Source organism: Streptomyces caeni (assembly GCF_042678285.1).
In the GTDB taxonomy this organism is placed as follows: domain Bacteria; phylum Actinomycetota; class Actinomycetes; order Streptomycetales; family Streptomycetaceae; genus Streptomyces; species Streptomyces caeni.
Genome location: NZ_JBHUDX010000066.1, coordinates 1 through 22,207 on the forward strand (window position 1 = coordinate 1; position 22,207 = coordinate 22,207).

At 72.0% G+C, this 22,207-nt stretch carries 21 protein-coding genes; 13 read left to right on the forward strand and 8 right to left on the reverse strand.

Features of this window, described 5'->3' with window-relative positions:
* Positions 1-101: 101 nt before the first annotated feature.
* Positions 102-503 (reverse strand): winged helix-turn-helix transcriptional regulator, encoded by a 402-nt coding sequence (locus ACFSL4_RS22985; RefSeq protein WP_381086057.1) that lies wholly within the window; start codon positions 501-503, stop codon positions 102-104.
* A 90-nt stretch (positions 504-593) separates the two neighbouring features.
* Here ACFSL4_RS22985 and ACFSL4_RS22990 point away from each other — a divergent pair, with 90 nt between their 5' ends.
* Together ACFSL4_RS22990 and rarD are read left to right on the forward strand one after the other, a co-directional pair.
* On the forward strand, positions 594-1,448 hold the full coding sequence (locus ACFSL4_RS22990; protein WP_381086060.1) for an SDR family oxidoreductase: 855 nt from the start codon (positions 594-596) through the stop codon (positions 1,446-1,448).
* Positions 1,449-1,585: 137 nt separating this feature from the next.
* A complete protein-coding gene (gene rarD / locus ACFSL4_RS22995) occupies positions 1,586-2,602 on the forward strand; it encodes an EamA family transporter RarD (protein WP_381086063.1) in 1,017 nt (338 codons plus the stop codon).
* 47 nt (positions 2,603-2,649) lie between these two features.
* Here rarD and ACFSL4_RS23000 read toward each other — a convergent pair whose 3' ends face one another.
* The 7 genes from ACFSL4_RS23000 to ACFSL4_RS23030 form a co-directional block, all read right to left on the reverse strand.
* Entirely contained in the window at positions 2,650-4,440 is a 1,791-nt protein-coding gene (locus tag ACFSL4_RS23000; protein WP_381086066.1) for a hypothetical protein, read from the reverse strand.
* Positions 4,441-4,574: 134 nt separating this feature from the next.
* Positions 4,575-6,071 (reverse strand): ABC transporter permease, encoded by a 1,497-nt coding sequence (locus ACFSL4_RS23005; RefSeq protein ID WP_381086069.1) that lies wholly within the window; start codon positions 6,069-6,071, stop codon positions 4,575-4,577.
* Positions 6,052-7,131, reverse strand: coding sequence for a nucleoside hydrolase (locus ACFSL4_RS23010; RefSeq protein WP_381086071.1), 1,080 nt, complete (start codon positions 7,129-7,131; stop codon positions 6,052-6,054). Before ACFSL4_RS23010 ends, ACFSL4_RS23005 begins: the two co-directional genes overlap by 20 nt.
* A 140-nt stretch (positions 7,132-7,271) precedes the next feature.
* Positions 7,272-7,787 carry a hypothetical protein gene (locus ACFSL4_RS23015; RefSeq protein WP_381086074.1) on the reverse strand — a complete coding sequence of 172 codons (516 nt, stop codon included), beginning with the start codon at positions 7,785-7,787 and terminating at the stop codon, positions 7,272-7,274.
* Positions 7,788-7,890: 103 nt separating this feature from the next.
* Positions 7,891-8,439: a hypothetical protein gene (locus tag ACFSL4_RS23020; protein WP_381086077.1), complete on the reverse strand. Its 549-nt coding sequence runs from the start codon at positions 8,437-8,439 to the stop codon at positions 7,891-7,893.
* A 606-nt stretch (positions 8,440-9,045) separates the two neighbouring features.
* Positions 9,046-9,813 (reverse strand): hypothetical protein, encoded by a 768-nt coding sequence (locus tag ACFSL4_RS23025; RefSeq protein ID WP_381086080.1) that lies wholly within the window; start codon positions 9,811-9,813, stop codon positions 9,046-9,048.
* Positions 9,814-9,866: 53 nt separating this feature from the next.
* On the reverse strand, positions 9,867-10,910 hold the full coding sequence (locus tag ACFSL4_RS23030; protein WP_381086083.1) for a peptidoglycan DD-metalloendopeptidase family protein: 1,044 nt from the start codon (positions 10,908-10,910) through the stop codon (positions 9,867-9,869).
* Between the two features lie 315 nt (positions 10,911-11,225).
* Between ACFSL4_RS23030 and ACFSL4_RS23035 the strand changes: the two genes are divergently transcribed.
* From ACFSL4_RS23035 to ACFSL4_RS23085, 11 genes are all read left to right on the forward strand, one after another.
* Positions 11,226-11,651, forward strand: a complete 426-nt coding sequence (locus ACFSL4_RS23035; protein ID WP_381086085.1) for a DUF6668 family protein — start codon at positions 11,226-11,228, stop codon at positions 11,649-11,651.
* Positions 11,648-11,929 (forward strand): hypothetical protein, encoded by a 282-nt coding sequence (locus ACFSL4_RS23040; RefSeq protein ID WP_381086088.1) that lies wholly within the window; start codon positions 11,648-11,650, stop codon positions 11,927-11,929. Before ACFSL4_RS23035 ends, ACFSL4_RS23040 begins: the two co-directional genes overlap by 4 nt.
* A 186-nt stretch (positions 11,930-12,115) precedes the next feature.
* Positions 12,116-12,415, forward strand: coding sequence for a hypothetical protein (locus tag ACFSL4_RS23045; protein WP_381086091.1), 300 nt, complete (start codon positions 12,116-12,118; stop codon positions 12,413-12,415).
* Between the two features lie 33 nt (positions 12,416-12,448).
* Positions 12,449-13,216: a DUF8175 domain-containg protein gene (locus tag ACFSL4_RS23050; RefSeq protein WP_381086094.1), complete on the forward strand. Its 768-nt coding sequence runs from the start codon at positions 12,449-12,451 to the stop codon at positions 13,214-13,216.
* Position 13,217: 1 nt separating this feature from the next.
* Complete coding sequence (locus ACFSL4_RS23055; protein ID WP_381086096.1) at positions 13,218-14,426, forward strand: hypothetical protein; 1,209 nt, start codon at positions 13,218-13,220, stop codon at positions 14,424-14,426.
* 119 nt (positions 14,427-14,545) lie between these two features.
* Positions 14,546-16,039, forward strand: coding sequence for an SCO6880 family protein (locus tag ACFSL4_RS23060; protein WP_381086099.1), 1,494 nt, complete (start codon positions 14,546-14,548; stop codon positions 16,037-16,039).
* Positions 16,036-17,532, forward strand: a complete 1,497-nt coding sequence (locus ACFSL4_RS23065; protein WP_381086101.1) for an ATP/GTP-binding protein — start codon at positions 16,036-16,038, stop codon at positions 17,530-17,532. The genes ACFSL4_RS23060 and ACFSL4_RS23065 overlap by 4 nt, the downstream gene beginning before the upstream one ends.
* Positions 17,529-19,286 (forward strand): type IV secretory system conjugative DNA transfer family protein, encoded by a 1,758-nt coding sequence (locus ACFSL4_RS23070; protein WP_381086104.1) that lies wholly within the window; start codon positions 17,529-17,531, stop codon positions 19,284-19,286. Before ACFSL4_RS23065 ends, ACFSL4_RS23070 begins: the two co-directional genes overlap by 4 nt.
* Entirely contained in the window at positions 19,283-19,672 is a 390-nt protein-coding gene (locus tag ACFSL4_RS23075) for a DUF4913 domain-containing protein (protein WP_381086106.1), read from the forward strand. The genes ACFSL4_RS23070 and ACFSL4_RS23075 overlap by 4 nt, the downstream gene beginning before the upstream one ends.
* A 569-nt stretch (positions 19,673-20,241) precedes the next feature.
* The gene (locus ACFSL4_RS23080; protein ID WP_381086109.1) at positions 20,242-20,781 is read left to right on the forward strand and encodes an NUDIX hydrolase; all 540 of its coding nucleotides are present in this window, start codon (positions 20,242-20,244) and stop codon (positions 20,779-20,781) included.
* A 79-nt stretch (positions 20,782-20,860) separates the two neighbouring features.
* Positions 20,861-22,177: a hypothetical protein gene (locus ACFSL4_RS23085; protein WP_381086112.1), complete on the forward strand. Its 1,317-nt coding sequence runs from the start codon at positions 20,861-20,863 to the stop codon at positions 22,175-22,177.
* The last annotated feature ends 30 nt before the right edge of the window (positions 22,178-22,207 follow it).

Below are 22,207 nucleotides of genomic sequence, written 5' to 3' on the forward strand. Positions count from 1 at the left end.
AGAACGGCAAGGGCGACCTCGCCGCACTCCTCACCGGCAACGACACCTGGACCGTCGTCGGCTGATCGACGGCTGGACCGCCGCCGGGGACACCGCCCGGTTCACAAGGCCCGGGCGCCGGCCGCCCGGGCCTCGTCGTATGCGCGGCGTGCCCTCTCCACGTCGTCCATCCGCCGCTCGGTCCACAGCGCCAGTGCCTTCACCTGGGCGGCGGCCTCGCGGCCCAGCTCGGTGAGGGAGTAGTCGACGCGCGGCGGGATCACAGGCCGGGCGTCCCGGTGGACCAGGCCGTCGCGCTCCAGCGTCTGCAGCGTCTGCGCCAGCATCTTCTCGCTGACCCTGCCGATCGCGCGGCGCAGTTCGCTGAAGCGGTGTCGGCGCTCCAGCAGTGCGATGAGGACGAGGACGCCCCAACGGCTGGTGACGTGCTCCAGGACCAGGCGGTGCGGGCACATCGCCTCGCCCTTGGCGTTCGCAGCGCCTCCCAGGGTACTTACGCTCATGCCCGTACCTTACTTCAAAGTGGGTACTTTCGATGAGTTAGCGCAGCTCCTAGGGTGAGCGGCAGGACCAGCCCACGAGGAGTTTTCATCATGAGCATCGTCGTCACCGGAGCCACCGGGCACCTTGGCGGTCACGTCATGGAGCAGTTGCTGGAGAAGGTTCCGGCCGACCGGGTCACCGCCATCGTGCGCAACCGGGAGAAGGCCTCCGGCCTGGCGGCGCGGGGCGTTCGGATCGCGGTCGCCGACTACAACACCCCCGAGACCTTCGACGGCGCCTTCTCAGCGGGCGACAAGGTGCTGCTGATCTCCAGCAGTGAGATGGGCCGGGACCGGGTCGCCCAGCACCGGGCCGCCCTCGACGCCGCCAGAGCTGCCGGCGTCGCACTCCTCGCCTACACCAGCGCTCCCGGCAGTCTCACGGCCGCTCTGGCCGACGACCACCGGGGCACCGAGGAGGCGATCGTGGCCTCGGGCCTGCCCTATGTGCTGCTGCGCAACAACTTCTACCACGAGGTCTACACCGAGCAGCTCACCCCCGTCCTGGAGCACGGGGCGGTCGTCCAGGCGGCCGGCGAGGGCCGACTCGCCACAGCCGCACGCGCCGACTACGCGGCGGCCGCCGTCGCGGTGCTGACCGGAGAGGGCCATGAGAACGCGACCTACGAGCTGAGCGGCGACACGGCGTGGAGCTTCGCCGAGTACGCCGCCGAGCTGAGCCGGCAGACCGGCAGGCGGATCCCGTACACCCCCGTCCCGGCCGACGTCTACACCGGCATCCTGACCGGCGTCGGCATGCCCGAGCCGCTCGCCGTCGTCTTCGCGGGCGTCGACACGGCCATCGAGCGGGGCGAGCTGGCCGTCACCACCGGCGACCTGTCCCGTCTGACCGGCCGCCCCACCACCCCGATCGCCGACGCGATCGCCGCCGCCCTCAAGGACTGATCCCGCACGCCGGACCCTCGGACATCCCCGCAACCCCGCCTGTCATGACCGTATGGCGATACGGGTATGACAGGCAGGGGCCCTCGGCGCTACCTTCGTGGAGCTGCACCAAGCAGCCGCGCGAGAAGGAGGGGCCCGTGACCGGGAAGTCGAAGGGTGAGCGGCGAACAGGTCTGCTGAACGGCTTCGCGGCGTACGGGATGTGGGGGCTCGTCCCCCTGTTCTGGCCCCTGCTGAAGCCCGCCGGGGCGATGGAGATCCTCGCCCACCGCATGGTCTGGTCGCTGGGCCTGGTCGCCCTGGCGCTGCTGGTGCTGCGGCGCTGGTCCTGGGCCGGGGAGTTGCTGCGGCAGCCGCGCAGGCTGGGACTGATAGCCGTCGCGGCGGCGGTCATCACCGTCAACTGGGGCGTGTACATCTGGTCCGTCAACGCCGGCCATGTGGTGGAGGCATCACTCGGCTACTTCATCAATCCGCTCGTCACCATCGCGATGGGCGTGCTGATCCTGAAGGAGCGGCTGCGGCCGGCCCAGTGGGTGGCGGTCGCGGTCGGTCTCGCCGCCGTCCTCGTGCTGACCATCGGCTACGGCCGACCGCCGTGGATCTCCCTCTGCCTGGCCTTCTCCTTCGCCACCTACGGTCTGGTGAAGAAGAAGGTCAACCTGGGCGGCCTGGAGTCGCTGGCGGCGGAGACCGCCGTGCAGTTCGTGCCCGCGCTGGTGTATCTGCTGTGGCTCTCGGCACGGGGCGACTCGACGTTCACCTCCCAGGGACCGGGGCACGCGGCGCTGCTCGCCGCCACCGGCCTGGTCACCGCCCTCCCTCTCGTCTGCTTCGGCGCGGCAGCGATCCGCGTGCCGCTGTCCACGATCGGCCTGCTCCAGTACCTGGCGCCGGTCTTCCAGTTCCTGCTGGGCATCCTCTACTTCCACGAGGAGATGCCGCCCGAGCGCTGGACGGGCTTCGCGCTGGTCTGGCTCGCGCTGTCCCTGCTGACCGGCGACGCACTGCGCACGGCCCGCCGCACGGCCCGCACGCTCAGGCCCGGCGTCGGCGCTCCGGGCACCGGCGTCGCCGCTCAAGCTGTGGGCGCCACGGCGCAGCGGGCGGACGGTGCGGCGGCGGGGACCGATCCGGTGGAGACCGCGCTGTAGGCCCGGGGGCCTCGGGGTCCGGGGCTCGAGTTCCCGGGTTCTTCGGATCACCGTGCGTAGGGGTGCGCGCCGCCGAGGGCGGTGCGGGCGCGTTCGGCGAGGCGGCCCATGCGGCTGCGGGCCTTTTCGAGCTGGTCAAGGTCGTCGGCCGCGGGGCCCTCGTTCGCAGCGAGCTCCGTCCACACGGCGATCAGGTCGCGGCCGAGGTGCAGGCCCTGCATCGGGTCGCGGACGGCACGCCAGGCGGCCGCCGCGCTCTGCACGTTGCCGTAGGCGCCGCGCGGGTCGCGCAGGCGGTGGCGCAACCGGGCCAGGTCCAGGGAGAGATGGAAGGAGCGCAGCGCGTCACCGGCCAGGTAGGCGATGTAGGCGGTTAGTTCCTGCAGGCGCAGAACGTCGGGATGGGTGTCGCCGAGGACCGTGGCTGCCTCGGCGACGGCCTGCTCGGCCATCCCCGCGGCCTCCTTGATCCGACCGTGCTTCACGGCCTCGTTGATCCGGGCCAGGGGCTCGGCAACCGGCCCGGCCGTCCCGCCCGGGGCTGCGGATTCCGGCTCGGGCGCGAGCACCGCCTCGGCCACGGAGTCGAACTCCCGCACCGGCGGCTCCTTGGCCGCTTCCTCGGTCCCGGCGGCCGGTGCGGTCGGCGGGGCCGGGGAGGGCTTGCCCACGGGAGCGGAGTGCGAGTCGGGGTCGAGTGCGAAGTCGGGCCTGAGCGTCTTCGGCTTGTCCGGCCCGGTCACGGGTGCCTTCCAGGCGGGGGCCGGCTCGGGCATGGTGAGGACCGGAGGCGGACCGAAGGTGCCGGTGGGGGCCGGGACCGTACCGGGAGCGACGGCACCACCCTCCGGCAGCACCTGCGCGGGCCCGGATGTCGCGCTGATCAACGGCTCCTGCTCGGGCACGGCCCGCAGCACGAAGGTGGCAGCGGTGCAGCCAGGGCGGTCGGGAGTCTCGGCGGGGGGAGGCGGTACCGCCGCGGACTCATGGATCTCCGCGGGCCGAGAGTCCGCGGCGGGTTCCCGAGCGGGCGCTGGATACCGCGCCGGCGAAGGCTCGCGCACTGGCGAAGGCGGCTGAACCGGCGCGGAACGCTGCGGCACCGCGGGCCGACCGGACGGCTCGGGAGCCCGCACAGGGGGCCGGGCCGCCGCGGCATGCGCCGCGGGCTCCGGCGTGGGCCGATGCGTTCGCGGCTGTGCGGGTGTTCCCGCCGCCCGCTCGGGGCGGGATGCCGCCTCCTCCGGTACGGCCCGCAGCACATGCGTCGACGCGGTGCCGCCGCCCGGTGCCGCCGTCGGATGCGGTGGCCGGGGCCCCGCCGCCGACTCCGGTACCGCTCGCAGGGGGAACGTCGGAGCCGTGGTTCCGCCCGTGGGTCCCTGCTCCTCCACCGCGCGCAGGACGTGCGTCTGCTTGTCCGGGCGCGGACGTTCCGGCTCACGAGGCGGCGTGGCCCGGGCGGACGGCTGCCCGGGGTACGCCGTCGGCACGGCGGGTGGCGGCGCCGCGGGCACGGCCACCCGCACCGGCTCGCCCGCGAACTCGCTCGATCCGTCCACCGAGATTCGGATCGGCACCACGAACCCGATCCGCTCGTCCTGGACCGTGGCCCGGACGACATGGCCGGTGGCGAGGGCGATGCGGTGGAGGTGGTTCAGGACGGCCTGCTCGATCTCCTCGCCGTCGGCCGCGACGACCCGTACGCCGCCGATCGACGCGGTGCCCGTACCGGGCCCGGCCGCGGGGACGCGGACCTCCATCGGCACCGCCTCCGGAACGGCCGAGGAGGCCGAGCGCTTCTGTTCCCGCTTCTTCTCGCGGCTGGGTCGAGGCATCTGTCCCCTCACTCCGATGTGCCGGGGCCCGTCACATGCTTGCCGTCGAGTCTCTCCGCTCACCCACGGTTTCACGTCACCATGGCGTCACAGGCTCGTTCCAGAAGCCGCGAACGGCTCTGCGGGCGAGCTGTTCAGCGCTTCGGCCCGCCGCTGTTGTTCCCCGGCGGTGGTTTCCCGAATTGCCGTGGTACCCCCCAAGGCCCGCTGCTCGCGGTCTTGCCGGTCTGCTGGTTCGAGGAGTTCTGCGAGCCAGGGGTCCCCGGGGCCCGCCCCCTGCGGTGGAGGCCCGCCGCCTTGGCTATCGACGTTCCCGCGCCACCGGCCTGCGGTGACAAAGACGCACCGGACGCGGCCACGACCCCGCTCAGGTGCTCCTGCGGTGTCTTGCCGCTGCCAGGCGTCGGCGTGGTGGCGTCCTTCAGGAACTGCTTCTTGTCATCCAGGCTCTTCAACTCGCCGAACCGTCTCCAGAGCGGTTCGGCCGCCCGCTGGTCCACCCCCGCTTGCTTCAGTGCCTTGTCGAGGTCCTTGACGACGTTCTTGTCGACGCGTCGGACGAAGCTGTCCAGGACAGCGGCGAGCCTGCCGTCGGCCCGGCCGTCCCGGGACACCCAGGACCGCACCTGGTCGGTGAAACTCTCCCGCGCCTGCCGGAGTTCGCCCCTCCAGTCGCGCCCCGCGTCCCGGCTCCGCGCCGCCTCCACCGCGCTGTCGTGGACGGCGAGTATGGCGACCGCCTTGACGGCTTCGCGCGCCTTCGGATCACGGTACTGCTCCCCGACGACCACCGGGTTGATGCCCACCAGAGGCTGCTGGTCCACCTGCTGGGGTAACTGCCGGGGGCCCTGTGCCGTGACCCTCAGCGGACTGCCCATCGGCCCGTGCAGTGTCTCCTCGACGACACCGAGCGCGTCCTGGTTGCCGAAGGTCTGCGAACGCTGCTCCGGCAGGTACGGCTGGGGAAGCCCCTGCCAGACGGCGTCCGGTTCCTGATGGAAGACGTAGCCCTTCTTGGCCTCCGGGTGGGGGTCGTCCGGGGAGAGCGCCAGGAACGCGTATCTGCCCTGGATCTCCGTCTGCGGGTAGGCCGCGGACATCAGTTCCTGGACCGTGCCCTTGAAACTGGTGTCCACCACGGTGACCGAGCTGCCCGGAAGCCCCATCGGGACACCTGAGGCGCGCAGGTAGTCCGTGAGGTACCGATAGGAACCGTCGACGTCCCCCGGGTCCACCTTCTTGCGGGCGCCGCGGAATGCCTCGGCCTGCGGAAAGCTTGCTCCGGCGTTCTTCTCCAGGTCCTGGAGCGCCGCATCGACCACCGCCCTGGACACCACCACCTCGCGGCAGTGCCGGTCGAAGAACTCCGGATCGAGCCCGCGCACGGCCGCGGCCAGGCTGTGCCCGTCCCGGCCCAGGAAGGCGATCACCCTGTCCGGGTCCTGCCGGACGTCCGATCGCAGGTCGTCGAGCATCTCCGCGGCGACGGACACCATGAACGGACCACTGTGCTCGCGGAAGACCGAGTACGCCTCCTCCACCGCCAACCGCTGCGCGGGGTCCGTGAGGCCGTAGGCCGCGTGGACGTCGGTCACGTGGCCGTACAGTTCGTCAACGGGGCGCAACGTCATCAGGCCCCTTTTCCGCCGGGCTCCAGACCGGGTCCAGCCGTTGTGAGAGCCACCGCATGAACGCCGGGTAACGGGCGGACAGGCTCAGCCAGACCGGCACGCCCGCCTCGGAGCGGGTGGTGCGTCCGATGCCGTCCACCGCCACTGGCATCTTGTCGAATTCGACGAAGGGCAGTTGGAGCGCGGCCGACAGGGTCAGTGCGTCGTGCTGCATGGTGCCCGGGTGGAAGCGTTCGAACCACTGCCGCATGTGTGTCACCAGCAGGGCGGCCCAGGCCGGTGAACCCGGCGCGGCGAGGGCCCTGTGGACCGGGTGGCCGGCCGTGATCTCGATGTCCGGGATGAAGGTGACCTCGGAGGTGACGAAGTGCGGCGTCGGCAGCAGACCCTTGCCCACCGCATCGAAGACCTTGTGCACGGACGGCACGTCCAGCCGGAAGTTGTGTTCGGCCCGGCTGGGGTCGCGGTAGTTCAGGGCTCCGCCCATCTGGGTGACATGGAGCCGGGAGGCCAGTTCGGGAGCCGCTTCCAGTACCAGGGCGAGATTGCTGAGAGGGCCCATGCCGACCCACTGCACGGGCCCCGGCACGGCCGCACACACGGCGCGCACCGCGCCCACCACGTCGGTCGGCTGGGGCGGCAGCTCGTCGGGCACCAGGCCGTCCGCGCAGAAGTACCCGGTCTCCCCGAGGGAGACACCCGAGACGACCGCGACATCCGTACGGCCGGTCAGGTCCAGCAGAAGCCTGGCGAACCTCGCCCTCGCCCCATGGCCGACAGCCGGCCCGGTCTCGTCACTGGTCAGCACCAGGGCCAGCCGGGGCAGGGAACGGGCCGCCGCCGCGACCGCCAGTGCGTCATCGGCGTCACCGCCGATGTCCGTGTCGATGATCACCGGTGCCGAGCGGAGGTCCTCCGGCCAGTTCCCCGTAGCCCGCATGCGGGCACTCAGTGCGGCCAGGCCCGATCCCGGAAGGGCTTCCCCGGACTCGACGAGGGCACGCCACTCGGCTCGGATGTCCTCTCTGGAAACAGGTTCGTCGTCACGGCTCTCGCCCATGTCTGCCTTCCTTCCGACTCGGTTCGCATTCGCCGCCCACCGACCCGGAGCGGTGGGGGAAAACTGCAGTCTAGAAAACGGCGCGTTCCCGACTCGCCGCTCGTGTCCGCGACTTGCTCCGGGATCGGCCGTTGTCGGCTTCACCGGGGCACGGGCGCCGGCGCCGCGCCGGTGGCAGGCGCGGCAGGGCGGTAGGCGGGACCGGCACGGTGGCCCGTTGTGCGTACGGACGCCGCGTGTGCGGCGGACAGCGCGTGCACGTCGGCGGGTGAGGCGGCCGAGCGCAGCCGGGCCGCCACGGCCGAAGGCATGCGTGTGCCGCGTCCCAGGTCACCTGCGAGTTCCGAGCGGAGTACGGCGATCCGTGCCAAGTGGCCGTTCAGTCGGTCCGGCGGGAGGGATTCCACCGGTGTGCTCACGGCGGCCTGGACGGCCGCGGGGTGGGTGGGGATCGGGGCGGCACCGCGCGCACGGGCGCGTGCCGGGTCGAGGCCGGCCGAGCGGAGCGCGGCGGCCCGCTCGCGGCGCACGGGCGTCGTATCCGGCCGTTCGCCCCGCTGGGCATCCGTGCGCGTGCCGCGTCCCCGGGTGCCGGCGGGAGTTCTCTGTCCGAGGGTGCGCCAGCTCACCGTGCCGGTCAGCTCGTTGACGTTCACCTCGACGCGAACCCGTGGGGAGCTGCGACGGGCCGCTGCCAGGCGGCGACCGCCGTCGTCCTGTCGCGCCGATGCTCGGTCCCCACGGCGGTGGGGTTCGTGGTCACTGGCCATGGGCGTGGGGACTCCGTGCGTAGGGGTTGTCCGCGAGGACGCGGGCGCGTTCGGCGAGACGGTCCATGCGGACGCGGGCCGCCTCCAGTTGCTGGGTGTCGGCCGCGGCCGGGCCGCCGTCGACGGCCAGCTCGCTCCACAGACCGATCAGTTCACGACCGAGGGCGAGCCCCTGCGACGGGTCCCGCACGGCTCGCCACGCGGCCGCCGCGCTCTGGACATTGACGACGGCCCGCGCGTCCTCCTGACGCCTGCGTACCCTGGCGAGTTCCATGGACAGGGTGAAGGAGCGCTGTGCATCACCCGCCAAATAGGCGATGTACGCGGCGAGTTCACGTAGCTGCAGCACTTCGGGATGCTCCGGGCCCAGCGTCTGCGACGCCGAGGCGATGCTCTGCTCCGCCATGGCCGCAGCCGACTCGATCCGGCCCATCCGCACGGCCTCGTTGATCCGCAGGACGGGCTCCGCGAGCAGCGACGGGACGGTGGCCCCCGCGGGAGCCGGGGCCGGCGCGGGCTCGGCGACCGGAGACGACACGGGCGTCGGCCCAGGCGTCGGCCCAGGCGTCGGCCCGGGCGTCGGCCCAGGCGTCGGCCCGGGCGTCGGCCCAGGCGTCGGATCCGGCACCGCCTTCAGCGCCCGTGTGGCCCTGTCGTGCTGCGGCTGCGCCGACGTCTCGGCGACCGGAACCTCGGGAACCTGCCGAGGAGAAGCACCCGTACCCGTACCCGTACCCGTGTCCGTACCCGTGTCCGTGCCCGTGTCCGTACCCGTGTCCGCAGGCGTGACCGCACCCGCAGGCGTGACCGCAGCCGCAGCGAATCGGACCGGCTCCCCCGTGAACCGGCTCGAGCCGTCCGCCACGACCTGGATGGGCGTGCTGAAGCCGATCCGTTCGTCGTGGACCGTGGCGGCCACCGGGTGCCCGGTGGCGAGGACCAGGCGGTGGAGGTAGTTCAACACCGTGTCCTGGACACTCTCACCGGGGCCTTCGGCGACGGGCAGGCCACCCACCGTGGCGTTCCCGTCGGCCGACACGTGGACGTCGATGGGCGTCAACCCGGGCACGGGTTGCTGCCCCTGTCCAGGCTGACGCTTCTGTCGCCTGCCTTCACCGCGACTGAATCTGGACATCGGTTCCCTCTAGTGGGCGGAAGAGTCGGAGCCGGAGTCGGAAGCCGTCGACTGCTCGGGGCTTGGCGGGGCCACTGCCTCCACCACCGTCACGTCGTCCACCCGCCACGGCTCACCGACGGCCGAACGTACCAGTTCGACATAGGCGTTGAGCCGCGGTCCGGTACCCGTCCAGCCGTCACGGCCGTGCGCCGTTCCCTCGATGACCAGGGAGCGGTACGCCACCCTCTCGCTGTCCTTCGGGGCGTCGTCCTCCAATTCGATGTTCACGGTCACCGCGGTCCAGGCACGGTGCTTCGCCCAGGTGTTCCAGTCGTTCCCGGGACCGCTGGCCGGGTGATAGGACCGTTCGGCGGCCGCCTTGCGCTCCGTGGACCAGCGTGTGGCACGCAGCACGGCGTCGTGCGGGCTCGTGTCGTACTTGGTGTCGTATCCGTACGCCACCTCGGCCCACGCCTTGGAGACCGCGGTCGCGTCGTTGTCATCCACCGCGCCGGGGGCCGGGACGTGCGCGTCGGGGCCGAGGGGCTTTCCGGACGGCACCGGCGCCTTGGGCGCCACGGACGGTTGCGCCGACGCGCCACCCTGCCCCGCGGTGTCCCTGTGGTCGGGCAGTCCGCAGCCGGACAGCAGGGCGAGACCGGTGACGGATGCGAGCAGGGCGGCCGCGGCCCTGCGCGCGGCCCGCCCCGAGCCCGTCCGCGCGCCGTGCCGGTCCGCCCGTGGGCGCGGCCGCTCCGGCGCCCGCTCGCCCGCCTGCGCCCTGGTCGTTGCCATCCTGTCCCCCTCGCGTGTCCCGTCCTGCTCGGCCGCCTGCCACCGTGCCCTCATCACTTCAGCCCCAGCCACGGCGCGGGATCCACGTACTTTCCGTTCACCATGACTTCGAAGTGGGCGTGCGGACCGGTCGAGTAGCCGGTGGAACCGACCGCTCCGACCTGCTGGCCGACCTTGATCTGCTGCCCCACGGAGACGTTGATGGCGGACATGTGGTTGTACGTCGTCGAGACCCGCTTGCCGCCGATGGTGCCGTGCGAGATGACCACGCGGTTGCCGTAGCCTTTGGACCAGCCCGCGAAGGTCACCTTGCCGTCCCGGGCGGCGAGGAAGGGCGTGCCCGCCGGGACCCCGAAGTCGATGCCGGTGTGCAGCTTCCACACGTGCAGGATCGGGTGCATGCGCATGCCGAACGGGGAGGTGACCGGCGGGTTGCCGCGCAGGGGCATGGCCATCTGCTGGCCCGGAGGGACCTTGCCCGGAGCGTCGTCGATCGATTCGTACTTCGGTATCAGCGACTTGATGCGGGCGACGTAGTTCCGCGTCTCGGTGTAGGGCGGCATGCCGTGGTACTGCTCGATGGCTCCCGGGCCCGCGTTGTACGCGGCGAGGGCCAGGTCCAGGGTCTCGCCGGATGCCTCTCCCCGGTTCTTGTACCCCTCGACGTTCTTGGCGAGGGCGCAGTCATAGCGCCCCTGCGCCATGATCGCGTCGGCCGGGTCGTACGGGGACGCACGGCCGTTGCCGTCCTCGTCCCTGCCCCAGGACGGCCAGGTGCCGGGCATGAACTGGGACAGGCCCTCGGCGCCCACCGGTGATCTGGCATTGGGGTTCCAGCCGGACTCCGCCTCGATCTGGGCGGCGATGACAGCCGGTTTGATGACGTCGCACATCGAACCGGCCTTGAGGACCCAAGGGACGTACTCCGCTCGCACCGAACCGTTCTTGAGGCCGCCGCCCACGCCGCCCTGTTCGTCGGCCTGGGCCTTGGAGGACTCGTTGCCGCTGACCGCGACCATCATGATGACCGGCAGCATGACCGCGGCGATCCCCCCGCCGACCACCCAGCCGACGGTCCCTCCCCCGTCCTTCGACATCCGCTCCCCTCAGCGTCAACTGGTGCTGCCCTGTGGCCTGTTGAGTTTCGCTGGGAAGTGACGGCACGTGAGTAACCAGCGGGTCACAAACGTGTCCCAGAGCCTCACACCGTGCTGTCCATCCCCCGTTCATCGGCGATGATCGCACTGCAGGACTGCCAATCGCGCCTCGGGGGAGATGAGTTGCAGGTGCAAGGGAGCCCGCCGCACGGCCCGGAGATCTGGATCCGTGGGCCCGTCATCACACCTGAGCAACCGGCGCAGGCCACCCGGTCGGCCGCCGAAACGGCCGTCGGCCACCGGAGGTTGGCCTGGGTGGCCGCGCACGGCGGTGCCGGCGCCTCGACACTGGCGGCGGTCTTCGGCGGAGTCGACACGGGCCGCTCCTGGCCCCGGCCCGACCGAGGCGAGCCCGACGGCGTCCTGCTGGTGGCCCGTACCCACGCCGCCGGGCTGCAGGCCGTCTCACGCACCCTCGACCTCTTCCGGCGAGGCGAGCAGCCGCCGGGGCTGGAGTTGGTCGCCGTCGCGCTGGTCGCGGACGCGCCCGGGCGACTGCCCCGGCCGTTGCAGCAGCGGATCAAGGTGATCGGCTCGGTGGTGAAGGTCCACCGGGTGCCCTGGGTTGCCGCCTGGCGCACGGGGGACCTCACCGTCCCCCCGCCGCGGGAGACCGCGGAACTGGCGGCCCTGACCTCTGTGCCGCCCGCACGAGACACACATGTGAGGAGCAACCGATGAACGCCGGCCTGATGCTGGCAGACCAGGCGTACGCCCCGCCGTCTTCGGTCACGGGCGGCCTGGACCAGGTCCTCGGCTACCTGGCCTGGCTGGTCACCGCGGCAGGAGTGGCCGGCTTGATGATCGTCGGCACCCGCATGGCCATCGCGCTGAAGACGGGCGACGCCGAGGAACATCTGCGCGAGTACCTCATCGTGATGGGCGCGTGCGTCATCGCGGCCTGCGCGGGCCCCCTCGTCCAGTTCGTGGGCCTGGACTTCTGGAACACCTCCGGCTGAGCCCAGCGCGGCGCCCTCCCAGATCGTCACTTCTGTCACGGACACGTCACTGGGTGGCGGCGGATCGCTACGCCGGTTGCCCGTGGCCCAGTTCGCTCGTCAGGCTCACATGACGCCTACGACACAAGCTATTTGACGCTCAAGCACATTCTCGGCCCCCCTGGCCGACCCAATCGGGGAGAACTCATGATCAAGGCACTCGCCGCCAAGGCCCACACGTACGTCGTTCTCGCGGACGGATCGGTGCCCAACCCGACCCGGAACGCCCCCGGGGCGCTCACCGGCAAGGTCAACACGGTCCTCGGCATTCTGGCCTGGGCCGGTACCGCGGCGGGCGTCGCCGGCGTGTTGATCACCGGCGCGATGATGGCGATCTCGATGCGCCGTGGCGAGGGCTCGGAACACATGGGCCGGCTCGGCATGGTCCTCGGCGGCTGCGTCCTCGTGGCCACCGCGGGCCCCGTCGTCACCTTCGTCTTCGGCTGATCCGGCGGGGCCTCAACAGAAGGGAAGGAACCCATGATGAAGTCCGGCCGGCCCCGCGGGGGCAGCGGAGAGTGGGAGCAGCCGTTCTGGCAGCAGCGAGGCTGGATCCTGTCGGCCGGGTTCCTGTTGGTCCTGATCGTCCTCGGTGTCTACACCCTGATGACCCGTGGCGACAACGGGACGCCCGACGCCTCCGACTCGCCGGCCCCAAGCCACAGCAGTTCCCGCAGTGCCGGCGGCGAGAGCCCGGACGCCCGGCCCGCCGGTTGCCGTACCGACGACAGCGATCAGGCGAAGCCGACGGCGCCGCCGAAGGACTTCTCCTGGAAGGCCGACGGAACGGGACTGGTGCCCGTCTCGAAGACCGCGGGCCCGCTGAAGTTCGACGGCCCCGTCTGGTCCTGCTACGCGCACACACCGATGGGGGCGGTGCTCGCCGCCCAGGCCATCACGGATCACTTCAGCTACCCCGGCTGGCGCGAGGTCGTGGATCGGCAGGTCGTGCCGGGGGCGGGCAGGGACGCACTGATCGCCACCCGCTCCAAGGAGGAGGACAAGCCCACCTCCGGCCAGGCCGACGCCGGTGGCTACGCCGGGTTCACCGTCCTCTCGTACAGCAAGCAGCAGGCGACGGTGATGATCCTGGTTCGCGGCCCCAGCGCGGGTATGTACGGCGCCACTTCGATGACGGTGCGCTGGCAGGACGGCGACTGGAAGGTCGCACCCGACCCGGACGGCACGATCTACTCCGGGACATCGCAGGTGAGCGGCACCAACGGCTTCGTCACTTGGGGGAAGTGAAATGTCCTGCAGCTGGAAGGTGTACGACTGCGTCGGCGACGGCATCAAGTGGGGCCTTTCCAAAGGGGGTGAACAGCTCGCCAACGGTGGCGTCGAGGCCTTCGCCAAGGCGATCGGCGACGCGACGTCGGAGACGCTGAAGGCGCTGAACGGCGTCTGGATGAACATCAACATCGCGGACCCGGCTCAACCCACCTCGGACATCCACGGCGTAACCAGCTGGTTGGTCGGCTACGTAGCCGTGGGGAGTCTGCTCATCGCTGCGATCAAGATGGCCCTCGACCGCAGAGGCCAGCCCATGAAGCAGGCGTTCATGGGGATGTGGAAGGTGCTCCTGGTCGGCGGACTCGCGGTGCCCGTGGTGCAGGCGCTCACCACCGCCTCCGACGCGTACGCTCAGGACATCTACGCGAAGTCCGATCTCGGCGACCAGGCATCCAAGATCCTCGGCGTGATGACTCTGAACTCACCCGGACTCGTCCTCATCTTCGGCCTGTTGGTCATGCTGTCGTCCTTCGTGCAGATCTGCCTCATGTACATCCGCATCGGTGTGCTGATCATGCTGGTGGGCACGCTGCCGCTCGCGGCCGTCTCCTCCATGACCGGGTGGGGCGAGGGCTGGTGGAAGAAGCACACCGGCTGGCTCGCGGCCTGGCTGCTGTACAAGCCGGCGGCGGCTCTGATCATCTATTCGGCCACAGCCATGACCAAGGACACGAAGGACCTGAACCAGACCATCGCAGGCATGGGCATGCTCATCCTGTCGGTCTTCGCCCTGCCCGCCCTGCTCAAGCTGATCGTCCCGGCCACCGCCGCGCTGGGCAGCACCTCCGGCGGCACGGTCGCGCTCAACGCCGTCAACAACCTGGCCAGCGGTGCGGTCAGCATCGCCGGAGGCTCCACGGGCGGCGGAGGCGGGGGCGGAGGCGGCGGGGGCGGGGGCGGCGGCGATTCCAGCCCGAAGGGCTCCCCGTCCGCCGGAGCCGGCGCCCCCGCTCCGACGGCAGGCGGAGGCGCAGGCGCGAGCGGAGCCGGCGGAGCCGGAGCCGCGGGCGGAGCGGCCGCCGGTGCCGCGGCCGGTGCCGCCACCGGTGGTGCGGCCCTGGCCGTGCAGGCCGCCACGGTCGTCGCGCAGACCGCGGTCGCCGCGGCCAGTGAGGCGGCGCACTCCCTGGACGACAACGACGGGATGAAGGGCCACAACCAGTAGGCGGTCCGCCTGCCGGGCCCCCGGACGGCGGCCGGGCATCCGCACCACGAGCCCGGCCGCCTCCGGCCTCCGTCCCCGCACCCACCGCCCCCAACCGCTGAAGCCGGAAGAAGGAACTCATGTCCACCGACGCCCTGACGCGTCCCACCTACGGGAACTGGCGGCGCCCTCGCCGCCCCGGTCTCGGCCCTCTGGGCCTGCTCGGAACCGTCGTCGCCTTCGGCGGTCTCCTCGTGGCGCTGCTGGCTTCGCTGGTCTCCCTGGCAGCGGCGATCCTGGTGCTCGTTCCCACGGCCCTCTTCCTCGCCCCGCTGGCGCTGCGCACGGCGGACGGCCGCAACGTCTACCAGGTCCTCGCCCTCCGCATCGGCTGGATGAAGCGGAAGGCGAACGGCTCCACCACCTACGTCTCCGGGCCCCTCTCCCGGCGCCCCGGCGGCCGGTTCCAGCCGCCCGGACTGCTCGCCCGTACCCAGATGCACGAGGGCCGGGACGCCTACGACCGCCCGTTCGGCGTGATCCACCACCCGGGCCGCAACCTGTACACGCTGGTCCTCGCCTGCGAGCCCGACGGAGGCTCGCTCGTCGACCCGGAGCAGGTGGACATCTGGGTGGCGTGTTGGGGCGACTGGCTGTCCCGGCTCGCCCATGAGCCCGGTCTGCGCGGCGCCCAGGTCGTCGTCGAGACCGCCCCCGACACCGGCACCCGGCTCGCCGCCGAGGTCCTGCCCCGTATCTCCCCCGACGCCCCGGCCGCGGCCCGCGCCGTGATGGAGGAGGTCGTCGAGCGCTACCCGACCGCCTCTTCGGAGATGCACACGTACATCGCCCTGACCTACGGCCCCACCGGCGGCCCCAAGCGGGACGTCGAGGACGTCATCACCGACCTGTCCATGCGGCTTCCCGGACTGCTGTCCGGGCTGGTCGCCGCAGGCGGCGGGTCCGCGTACCCGCTCTCGGCCGAGCGCATCGCCGAGATCGTGCGGGTGGCGTACGACCCTGCCGTCGCGCCGGACGTGCTCAGCGCCCGCGCCGAGCACGCCACCACCGGCCTGGAGTGGGAGGACTCCGGCCCGGCGGCCGCGGTCGAGACCGTCTCCTCGTACAAGCACGACTCGGGCATCTCCCGTACCTGGCTGCTGACGCTCGCCCCGCGCGGCACCGTCCGCTCCAGCGTGCTGCGCGGACTTCTGGAGCCGGCGCCCGGCACCCGGCGCAAGCGGGTCTCGCTGGTCTACCGGCCGATCGATCCGGCCACCTCCGCCCGCATCGTGGAGTCCGACCGCCGCTCCGCCCACTTCATGGCGTCCTCGCGCGGCGGCCTCGTCCAGGCCCGCGCCTCCTCGGAGATTCGGGCGGCCGAGCAGACCGCGGCCGAGGAGGCGTCCGGCGCCGGCCTGGTCGAGTTCTCGCTGATGGTGACGGTCACCGTCGACCAGGAGCAGGAACTCCAGGACGCGTCGATCACCGTACGCAACCTCCAGGCGTCCTCCCGCATCCTGATGCGCAGCGCCGACCGCATGCAGGCGTCCGCCTTCACCTGCACGCTGCCGGTCGGCGTCCTGCCCTGGGAGCACACCCTCGTCCCGTACCAGATCAGGGAGGCCCTGTGAGCGGGAAGCGACGTCCGCAGCCCCCGTCCGTGGCCCCGCCGCGCGGCTGGTACGGGCCGGGCGGCGGCCAGGTCGGCCACCTCGACCCGCCTTCGATGTGGCGCGCGACCACCGTGCAGGCGTGCGGCCTGTGGCCGTTCGCCGCAGGATCGGGCGCCCCCATGACCGGCGTGCCGCTCGGCCAGCACCTGCACACCGGCGCGACCGTGTGCGGCGACCCCATCTCCTGGTTCACCCGGGCCCGTTACATCTCCAACCCCTCGCTGTTCATGCTCGGCATGCCGGGCCTGGGCAAGTCGACGCTGGTCAACCGGATACTCATCGGCATGGCGGCGACGGGCGTCACCCCGCTGGTGCTCGGTGACCTCAAGCCCGATTACGCGGACACCGTGCGGGCCCTGGGCGGCCAGGTGATCTCCATCGGACGCGGCGTCGGCGGCATCAACGTGCTCGACCCGGGTGCGATGGGCGAGGCCGCGCTGCGGATCGGCGGCGAGCGCGGGCGGGTCCTGGCCGCGGAGGCGCACGGCCGCGTCCTCAACATGGTCGCCGCGCTCATCACGATCGTGCGCGGACGGCCGATGGACGACCACGAACAGTCCGTGCTCTCCGCTTGTCTTCACCACCTGACCGATCGGACGAAGTCGGGTCGCACCCCGCTCCTGCCCGATCTGCTGCGGGTCCTCGACGAAGGCCCGGACCGGGTGCGCGCGGTGACCCTGGACCGCGGCGACGTCACCCGCTACCAGGAGGCGGTCGACCCGCTGCACCGCTCGCTGCTCGGTGTCCTCGATGGTCCCCTGGGCGACACGTTCGCGGCCGAGACGTCGACGAGGATCGATCCGGCGTCGCCCGCCGTGTGCGTGGACATCTCACGGATCGGCGAGGCCGATACCCAGCTGACCGCGGCCGCGATGCTCGCCGCCTGGTCCGACGGGCTCGGCACGGTGGCTGCGGCGCACGCGCTCGCGGATGCCGGACTCGCCCCCCAGCGCTGGTTCTTCACCGTGCTGGACGAGTTGTGGCGGCCGCTGCGCGCCGCGTCCGGCATCGTCGAGCGGATCGATGCCCTGACCCGGCTCAACCGGTCCCTCGGCCTCGGCGACGCCAAGATCACGCACACCCTCAAGGACGCGGAGGCGCTGGGCAGCGAGGCCGACCGGGCCAAGGCGCGCGGCTTCGTCGAGCGCGCCGGCATGGTCGTCTGCGCGGGGCTCCCACGCACCGAGATGCGGGAACTGGGCGAGATCGTCGGCATGTCGGAGCGCGAGATCGAGCTGGTGTCCTCCTGGTCGTCCCCGCCCGGCTGGGCCAGCACCGGCGGCCACGAGGAGCCCCCGGGCCGGGGCCGCTTCCTGATCAAGGTCGGCGGCCGTCCCGGTATCCCGATCAAGGTGTCGATCACGGACACGGAACGCAACCTGCACAACACCAACACCCGTTGGACCGGAAACGAACTCAACCTCACCAAGCGGACGGAGGCACCGAGATGAGTACCCGCCCCGCGCGCAAGGGCCACTCCTCGGGAGACGACCTGCTGCCCTGGATCATTCCGGGCGCGGCCGTCCTCGTCGGCGGCTCCTTCACCGGGGCCTGGCTGGGCGGCACGCTCGGCGCGGCGGTGTCCGGCGCGGGCTGGCACCCGCCGCCGTTCTCGCTGCGGACCCTGGCGACCCTGGTCGACGACGGCCCGCGGGCCGTGTGGCCGGCCGCGTCGAGCGGCGCGGTGACGGCCGGCATGGTGACGGTGTTCGGTGGGTTCGTCGCCCTCGTGGTCGTGCTGATCGCCCTCGTACGCGGCCGGACGTCCCGACCCAGCGGCCTCGCCGGCCGCAGGGAACTGGCCGGGATGCTCCCCAAGGGTGCGGCCGCCCGGGCCCGCGCCCTGCGCCCGTCGCTGTCCAAGGCGGCCAGGCTGGACCCGGACGAGACGGGCAACCTCCTGGGCAACCTGGAGCCGAAGGGGCCCGAGTTGCGCTCCAGTTACGAGGACGTGGAGCTGGACCTGATGGCCCCGCGCGCCGGCAAGTCCACCGGCATCGCCGTGCCGCGCGTGCTGCGCGCCCAGGGCAGCGTGCTGCTGACGTCCAACAAGGCGGACGTCTACAGCGTCACGCGCGCCGAGCGCGAACGCATCGGCCGCGTCTGGGTCTTCGACCCGCAGGGCATCGCGCACACGCCGCGCGCCATGTGGTGGGACATGCTCGCCGACGCCGTCACCATCGAGGGCGCGAGGCGGCTCGCGGGCCATTTCGTCGGCGCCGTCAACGACGACGCGTCCAAGCGCGACTTCTGGATCTCGGCGGCGCAGAACACGCTCACCGCGCTCTTCCACGCCGCGAACCGGGGCGGGCGCGGGGTCGGCGAGGTGCTGGCGTGGCTCGCCGACCCCGCCGACCGCACCCCCATCGACCTGCTGCGCGACGCCAACATGCCGGCGCTCGCCGACCAACTGCAGGGCACCATCCAGGGCGCCGTCGAGACCCGGGACGGCATCTACGAGACGGCCCGCCAGTGCGTGGCCTGCCTCCTCGACCCGGCCATCGCCGCCTGGGTGACCCAGGACCCGGACATGCCCCAGTTCCTGCCGGAGCAGCACGCCCTGTCACGTGACAGCCTGTACCTGCTGTCGAAGGACGGCGGCGGTTCGGCCGCGGGCGTCATCGCGGCGGCCGCGGACTCGGTGCTGCGCGCCGGCGTGGTCGCCGCCGAGCGGATGGGCGGCCGCCTCGACCCGCCGATGACGGCGGTGCTCGACGAGGCCGCCAACGTCTGCCGCATCTCCGACCTGCCCGACCTGTACTCCCACCTCGGCTCGCGGGGCATCAACATCGTTACCCTGCTGCAGAGTTACCGGCAGGGCGTACGTGTCTGGGGCGAGGCCGGGATGGACGCCCTGTGGGGCGCGGCCACCATCAAGCTGCTGGGCGCGGGCCTGGATGACGCCGACTTCGTCGAGAAGGTGTCCCGGCTGGTCGGCGAGCACGACGTGTCGACGGTCAGCTATTCCAAGAGCAAGGACGGCCGTTCCCGCTCCACCTCCTACCGCCTGGAGCGCATCCTGCCCGCCGACCGCATCCGTGCCCTGCCCAAGGGCACCGCACTGCTGCTGGCCACCGGCATCAGGCCCGCCATGGTCAGGCTGCGCCCCTGGTACGCCGAACCGGGCGCCGACCGCATCCAGGCCGCCGCCCAGGCCGAAGTGAAGGCCATCACCGCCCGCGCCGCAGAGAAAGCCGTCCGATGACCACGATCGAGGAACATCCCGCAGCAGCACCGCCGTTCATCCTCTACCTGGACGGCGGCGAGTACGCTGAGGAGATGCGCAGTCTGGCCGTCTGGGTCTGCGACCTCCTGCTGCCCGTCTACGGCCGCGAGGTCTCCTCGCAGCAGCCCTGGTGCCCCCGCTGGTGGGAACACCTGGAGGCGGTGGCCCGGCTGCACGCGCTGTGGCTGGCCTGGCAGGAGTACACCGATCCGGCGGCGGGCGCCTCGGGCCCCGCGGTGTGGCACCGGGACCACCTGGGGCCCGTGCTCGCCGAACTGCGCTCCCCCAGCGGCCCGTTCGCGGGGTGCAAGGAGGGCAGCCACCGGGCGAAGGCGACGCCGGCGGTCGAGGCGTACGACGGCTGATGCCGGGGCGAGATCCTTGACGAGATCCCGAGGGCCGGCCCGGGAGGCGGGTGCAGTGGAGCACGAAGGAGCACGCATGCCGCGTGCCGGACGTCCCCGCGGACCGGGCCGTCCGGCTGCGGTGCGAAGCCGGAGTCGACGACCAGCCGGTGGTGCGGCCGGAGATGTTCCGGACCGGGGATGCCCGGATTGCCGGTGACCGAGACGACGAAGGTGGAGCCCCGCCCCTATCTGGCCAAGAAGCAGACGGCCCAAGGGGCGACGACACCGCTCGCCGCTCCCGCGGCCGCGACGCAGCCGTCATCCTCCGTCGCACAGATGGCACCCGCGCAGCAGCAGACGGCTGCAACCGGTGGCAGCGCACGGCCGGGAGACGCTGCTGCTCGCCGTCGCACGGGCCGCCGAGACGCGGGCCGGTCTTCGCGCGGCCGTGGCTCCGGTCCTGTGACGGCTCGCGGTCCGTCCGCGCGACGGACATCCGGATGCAACGAGTGCAACGAGCTTGCGGCAGCCGCGATCACGACCGCCGGTGGACCGAGCCGGCAACGGACGACCGAGAGGAACCGCGCATGCGCTGGACCGTCCATGGGGAGCGTTCTCTGTACGACACGCCCTGGGTGCGGCTGCGCTCCCTGGACGTCGAGCAGCCCGACGGAGCGCGGGTCGACTACGACGTGGTGAGGCTGCGGGACGTCGCTGTGACGGCCGCCATGGACGAGCGACGGCGCGTGCTGATGATGTGGCGCCACCGCTTCCTCACGGACACCTGGGCGTGGGAACTTCCCATGGGCCTGGTGGAGGACGGGGAGGAAGCCGTGCAGGCGGCCGCGCGGGAACTGGAGGAGGAGACGGGGTGGCGTCCGGGCTCGCTGCGGAAGCTGGTGTACGCGGAGCCCGCGGCCGGCATCACCGACGCCCGCCACTTCGTGTTCCGCACGGACGACGCCCGGCGGACCGGCGCACCCACCGAAAGGAACGAGTCGGACCGCCTGGATTGGATCCCGCTCTCCCGGCTCGCCGGAATGATCGCCCGGCGGGAGGTCGTCAGCAGTGCCACGCTCGTCGGCGTCATGGCGCTGCTGCTGGACATCGGCCCCACGGCGGGCTGACATGCGCAACCCGGTCGGCCGAGCAGCTACCGGCAGAACGCGGATGACCACCGCACGACACCCAGTTGGAGAACAGCACATGCGCAGGACGCGGATGACCGTCGCGGCAACGGCCCTGGCCGGGGCGCTGCTCGCCGGATGCGGATCGAGCGACGGCGGCGGCACGGGCCGCGAAGGCGGCTCCGGGGGCAGCGCGGGCGCCGCGCCGGTGAAGCTCGCAGTACCTCCCGAGTACGACGGCGCAAGGGGCTGGGACCAGGAGATCGACTGGGTGTCGGAGGACGCCGATGCCGACCCGGTGACGACGGACGGCGACACGGTCGCCTACATCATCCGGTCCGGCAACGGCTACGTGGTCCAGGCGCGTGACGGTGCGACGGGCAAGGTGCGGTGGACGAGTGCGCCGTACCGGACACCGGTGATTGACCCGGATGATGTGAACGCCGTCCAGACTCCCCGGTTGACCACCGTCCGGCAGGGAGGCCGCACCTACATCGTCGCCTGGGCGATCGGAGAGCAGCCCGGCGACGCCCTGACCAAGAGCAAGCAGGTGACCCAGATCACCATCTTCGCGGCCGACGCCTCCGGCCGCTCGGTTGCGCCGTTGCACCGCGTCTCCGTGCCCATCGACGCCCGGCGGAACCAGGCCACGGTCCGTGACGGCGGGGCGGGGCTGCTGATCACGTGGAATCGGACCGAGAAGCACAGCGCGGTCGTGGACATGCCCACGGGCACGGTGAGGCAGTACGACAACGCGGGCGCCCTGCTTCCCCACTGCTCGAACTGCTGGAACGACTCGGTCGTGGCCGTCAGCCCGAAGGGCCCCGTCGTGACGGGGGCGTCGGGCGGCTTGGACGTGCCAGGCGCGTGGTCCAGCAAGGACAACGCGCCGAAGGGCCTCAGCGGTGAGGGCAACGGCACCCTCGTCGGCGTCCGCGGCGGCATGTTCGTCGCCCACTGGCGGTCGAACGACGGCGCCGACGCTGCCGTCTGGTCCGCGCACGACCTGCAGAGCGGCCGGCTGCTGGCGAGCACGGCATGCGACAACGGCACCCGCTACGACACGTACTCGGCCGTGATGTCCCCCAACGGCACCTACCTCGCCTTCGGCTCCGTCGTCTTCGACGTCAGGTCGGGGAAGGCACTCTGCCTGGCCGGCGACACAACCCGCCGCGGCATCGAGATCGTCGCCCTCGCCGACGACGGAACCGCCTACGGGGTGACCGACACAGAGACCGCCACCAAGCCGGTCGTCGAGCTCAGGGTGAGCACCGGCTCGCCGAAGGCCCTGCCCGGAGGGACCCTGGCTCCCGTCGCGACGGTGAGCGGCGGAGCGGTGTTCACCCGGCGCGAGAAGGGCTCGGGGCTGCGCCTTTCCGTGCGGAAGAAGCACTGAGCATGCGCTGAGGCCCGCACGACCGCTCCT

What these genes read in the sequence shown, in the direction of transcription:
- ACFSL4_RS23060 (WP_381086099.1), top strand. Translation starts at nt 14,546, where the DNA reads ATGTCCACCGACGCCCTGACGCGTCCCACCTACGGGAACTGGCGGCGC.
- ACFSL4_RS23075 (WP_381086106.1), top strand. Translation starts at nt 19,283, where the DNA reads ATGACCACGATCGAGGAACATCCCGCAGCAGCACCGCCGTTCATCCTC.
- ACFSL4_RS23040 (WP_381086088.1), top strand. Translation starts at nt 11,648, where the DNA reads ATGAACGCCGGCCTGATGCTGGCAGACCAGGCGTACGCCCCGCCGTCT.
- ACFSL4_RS23080 (WP_381086109.1), top strand. Translation starts at nt 20,242, where the DNA reads ATGCGCTGGACCGTCCATGGGGAGCGTTCTCTGTACGACACGCCCTGG.
- ACFSL4_RS23030 (WP_381086083.1), bottom strand. Translation starts at nt 10,910, where the DNA reads ATGTCGAAGGACGGGGGAGGGACCGTCGGCTGGGTGGTCGGCGGGGGG.
- ACFSL4_RS23045 (WP_381086091.1), top strand. Translation starts at nt 12,116, where the DNA reads ATGATCAAGGCACTCGCCGCCAAGGCCCACACGTACGTCGTTCTCGCG.
- ACFSL4_RS23070 (WP_381086104.1), top strand. Translation starts at nt 17,529, where the DNA reads ATGAGTACCCGCCCCGCGCGCAAGGGCCACTCCTCGGGAGACGACCTG.
- ACFSL4_RS23050 (WP_381086094.1), top strand. Translation starts at nt 12,449, where the DNA reads ATGATGAAGTCCGGCCGGCCCCGCGGGGGCAGCGGAGAGTGGGAGCAG.
- ACFSL4_RS22985 (WP_381086057.1), bottom strand. Translation starts at nt 503, where the DNA reads ATGAGCGTAAGTACCCTGGGAGGCGCTGCGAACGCCAAGGGCGAGGCG.
- ACFSL4_RS23000 (WP_381086066.1), bottom strand. Translation starts at nt 4,440, where the DNA reads ATGCCTCGACCCAGCCGCGAGAAGAAGCGGGAACAGAAGCGCTCGGCC.
- ACFSL4_RS23025 (WP_381086080.1), bottom strand. Translation starts at nt 9,813, where the DNA reads ATGGCAACGACCAGGGCGCAGGCGGGCGAGCGGGCGCCGGAGCGGCCG.
- ACFSL4_RS23005 (WP_381086069.1), bottom strand. Translation starts at nt 6,071, where the DNA reads ATGACGTTGCGCCCCGTTGACGAACTGTACGGCCACGTGACCGACGTC.
- ACFSL4_RS23085 (WP_381086112.1), top strand. Translation starts at nt 20,861, where the DNA reads ATGCGCAGGACGCGGATGACCGTCGCGGCAACGGCCCTGGCCGGGGCG.
- ACFSL4_RS22990 (WP_381086060.1), top strand. Translation starts at nt 594, where the DNA reads ATGAGCATCGTCGTCACCGGAGCCACCGGGCACCTTGGCGGTCACGTC.
- ACFSL4_RS23010 (WP_381086071.1), bottom strand. Translation starts at nt 7,131, where the DNA reads ATGGGCGAGAGCCGTGACGACGAACCTGTTTCCAGAGAGGACATCCGA.
- ACFSL4_RS23055 (WP_381086096.1), top strand. Translation starts at nt 13,218, where the DNA reads ATGTCCTGCAGCTGGAAGGTGTACGACTGCGTCGGCGACGGCATCAAG.